Raw genomic sequence first — 3,613 nt, 5'->3', positions numbered from 1 at the left:
CGGCGACGGCCTCGGCAAGCGCGGTGCCGCACGGATATCCGGTGTCGCCGTTGTCGATGGTCCTGCGCAGAGCCTCGGCCACCGATGGCGCCAGCTTGACGTCCATCTCGGCGACCCACAGCGGCAGCACATCGTTCGGATGCCCGCGCCACTTCATGCTGGTGCGCAGGCGCAACTGCTGCAGCGTGAGTTCCTCGAGCGGATTAAACGTCACTCGGGCAGATTAAGCCGTCGCGGCAGCTTCCGGCACTCACGACCACCTCCTACATCGGGACCGCCCACCCGCGCACGGCGCGCATTGCCCGGTCGCCAAGCTGCTGAGCGTGGCCTCCACGAGGCTATGACGAGCCCTAGGCTTGGTTCGTGGCCTCGCTTTCCGACTCGTTATGGCACCGGAACCGAGTCCTGGCTCAGGCGGCGCTGGAGCACACGTTCGTCCAGGGCATCGCGTCGGGAGAGTTGGCCCGAGCTACGTTCGCCTACTACGTGGGACAGGACGCCGCCTTCCTCGACGCGTTCTGCCGCGCCTACGCCTTGGCTCTGGCGAAGAGCCCGGACCAAGACGGGCTGATGGCGTTCAGGGAGCTACTCGACGCCGCCACCGACGAGCTCCGCCTTCACCAGGGCTACGCGGCCCGCTGGGATGTCGACCTGCACCAAACGGCAGACCCCGCCACCTCGGCGTATACCAACTTCTTGTTGGCGGTCGCTGCGCTGGAGCCGGTTGGCCACATCGCGGCGGCGATGACGCCGTGCCTGCGGCTCTACGCCTACCTCGGCCAGCAGCTGGCCGCCCAGACAAAGCCCGACAGTCCATATCGCGAGTGGGTGATGACGTACTCGAGCCCGCAGTTCGAGGCCCTGGCGCGACGTCTCGAGAGTCTACTCGACCGCTACGGAGGTGATCACGATCGGCTGGCCATCCTGTATCACCAGGCGATGGAACTCGAACTGCGGTTCTTCGACGCTGCCGGCCGTTCCACTCACCTCTGAATCGCCAAGAGCCGCAACATCATTGTCGCGCCATCGCGACCGTGAGCCGGTCCTCGGGTTTGATGAGATGATCTTGGCTGTCGTCGCCGATGTCGATCTGCACCCAGTCGATCTGACCGGAAAACTTGTTGCCGGTGGGGCCGTAGTCTGGGGATGCGGGTGAGCCGGTGTCGGCGCCTACGTCGCAGGCCTCGTCGGCGGAGTAGATCATGGGCTGCGTCCGTTCGACGCGGCCCTGGCCGACGGGTTTGCCGTCGTAGTACAGCGTGACGTCGCCGCCTTTGCCCAGGCCGGCGCCGTCGTAGGTGAATTCCATTCGCACCTGGTGCTTTCCGGCTGGGATGGGCTCCTCGGCAGTGATCATGTAGTGCTCGATGCCCAGGAAGTTGTAGCAATATTTGAGCCTGCCCTCATGCGCATACAGCGACCAGCCGCCCACCAGGCCACCCTGGGTGATGATGACGCCGGTGGCGCCCGATTCCGGCACAGTGATGTTGGCGGTCACCGAATACGACTTGTTTTTCAGGGTGAGCACGCAGTTCTCGCTGACCCGCATCCCGGGGAACAGCAGCTGGCTGTTCCCACGGATCAGCTGGGGGCGCCCGGCGAGATCGGGGTTGAAGCGCTCGAAAGTACGGTCATCAAGAGGCACGACGTTGTATTTGACCGCCTCGATGAGCCATAGGCGCTGCATGTCGGCCAGCTTCTTGGGGTTCTCCTTGGCCAGGTCATGAGCCTGTGTCCAGTCGTCGGGTCCGTACAGCTCCCAGACATCGTCGTCAAACGCCGGTGGCGCCTCGGTGGTCCACGGCGTGCGGTGTTTGGTCACCGCGGTCCAGCCTTTGTGGTAGACGCCGCGGTTGCCGAGTATTTCGAAGTACTGGATGTCGTGGTGCTCCGGCGCATCTCCGTCGCGCAGGGTGGGCAACATGCTGACGCCTTCCAGCGGCGCCTGCGTGATGCTGTTCACCACGGTGGGTTCCGGCAGGCCGGCCGCGTCCAAGATGGTCTTGGCGACGTCGATCACGTGGTGAAACTGGCTGCGGGTCTTGCCTTTGTCGGCGAAGCCGTTGGGCCAGTGCACGATGGTGCCGTTGCGGGTGCCGCCCCAGTGTGAGGCCACTTGCTTGGTCCACTGATAAGGCGTGCACAGGGCGTGTGCCCAACCGACTGCGTAATGGTTGTAGGCCTTCGGTGTGCCGAAATCATCGATCTTGGACAGCAGGAACTCGGTTGTCTCGATTTGCGGCATGCCGTTCAGCATGGCCATCTCGTTGAAGGAGCCGTTCAGTGTGCCTTCGGCCGAGGCGCCGTTGTCGCCGATGATGTAATAGATCAACGTGTCCTCGAGCACTCCCAAGTCGTCGAGGGTGTAGACGAGGCGCCCAATCTCGTGGTCGGCCTGCTCGAGGAAGCCGGCGTAGAGCTCCATCTCGCGGGCCAGCACTGGCCGCAGCTCAGCGGGCATGTCATCCCAGGCCGGGATCTCGTCGTGGCGTCTGGTCAGTTCCGCGTCTGCGGGCACGACGCCCAATTCCTTCTGCCGGGCAATGATCTGCTCGCGCAACGCGTCCCACCCGCCGTCGAATTTGCCTTTGTACTTGTCCGACCACTCCTTGGGCACGTGGTGCGGCGCGTGGGCGGCGCCGGGGGCCCAATACATGAAGAACGGCTTGTCGGGTACCAGCGCCTTCTGCTGGCGCACCCAGGTGATGGCGCGGTCGGCGAGATCCTCGGTCAGCGTGTAACCCTCTTCGGGTGACTTCGGTGGTTTCACCGGCGAGGTGCCCTCATACAGCCCGGGGTAGTACTGGTTAGCCTCAGCACCGACGAAGCCGTAAAAGTACTCGAAGCCCGAGCCGGTGGGCCACTGGCTGAACGGCCCCACGGGAGAGACTTCCCAGACCGGCACCTAGTGGCACTTGCCGAACTGCGCCGTCGAATAGCCGTTGAGCATAAGGGTTTCGGCGATGGGCGCCTTGTCCTTGGGCCGCACGCTGCTGTTGCCTGGTGCCGACGTGGCGATCTCCGTGATGCCACCCATACCTACTGAGTGGTGATTGCGCCCAGTCAGCAACGCCTGCCGGGTGGGCGAGCACAGCGCCGTGGTGTGAAAGCGGTTCAGCTTCAGCCCGCCCGCGGCTAGCCGCTCGGCCGTCGGCGTGTTGCAGGGGCCGCCGAAGGCCGACGAACCACCGAACCCCACATCATCGAGCATCACGATCAGTACATTGGGTGCGCCCTTCGGCGGGCGCAGCGCGGTGATCGGCGGATAGGTGGTGTCCGGGTCCTTGGCGTCATACGTCGTCAGGCCAACATGCTTGGCGTCCGGGATGGGCAATATATCCCGCTGCACCTGGTCCTGCTCAGGCGCCGCGATGCGTTGGCCAGCCTCGCCGTCAGATGCGGCAGCGGGCTTGTGGCCGTTGGGTTGTGTCGAGGGCTCAGCCATGATGGACCTCTCTTAAAGCGTTTGGTTGCTCTGGGCCAGCCGGTCGAGGCTGAGCCAGTGAACAGATGAGTTGCAGTGTTCGAACGGTGGGTGGCCGAGGAAGTTCAGCACTACGAAAAGCTAGCTGGCGCAAGGGCTTTTGAGCGTCCTGTGCCGCCAATACGAATG

At 64.2% G+C, this 3,613-nt stretch carries 1 protein-coding gene and 2 pseudogenes; 1 reads left to right on the top strand and 2 read right to left on the bottom strand.

What is annotated here, in order from left to right:
- Nucleotides 1-157 (bottom strand): annotated as a pseudogene (locus ACLP9N_RS28565) (cystathionine beta-lyase); the annotation flags it as partial.
- 206 nt (nt 158-363) lie between these two features.
- Between ACLP9N_RS28565 and ACLP9N_RS28560 the strand changes: the two are divergent.
- A complete protein-coding gene (locus ACLP9N_RS28560) occupies nt 364-993 on the top strand; it encodes a TenA family protein (RefSeq protein WP_442410514.1) in 630 nt (209 codons plus the stop codon).
- A 19-nt stretch (nt 994-1,012) separates the two neighbouring features.
- On the opposite strand, the pseudogene ACLP9N_RS28555 reads toward ACLP9N_RS28560, so the two are convergent.
- Nucleotides 1,013-3,445 (bottom strand): annotated as a pseudogene (locus ACLP9N_RS28555) (arylsulfatase).
- Between the last annotated feature and the right edge of the window lie 168 nt (nt 3,446-3,613).

The sequence above is a fragment of the Mycobacterium sp. genome (genome assembly GCF_052144515.1).
Classification (GTDB): domain Bacteria; phylum Actinomycetota; class Actinomycetes; order Mycobacteriales; family Mycobacteriaceae; genus Mycobacterium.
Note: the sequence above shows the minus strand (reverse complement) of the source record. Positions and strands in the feature narration are given on the sequence as shown.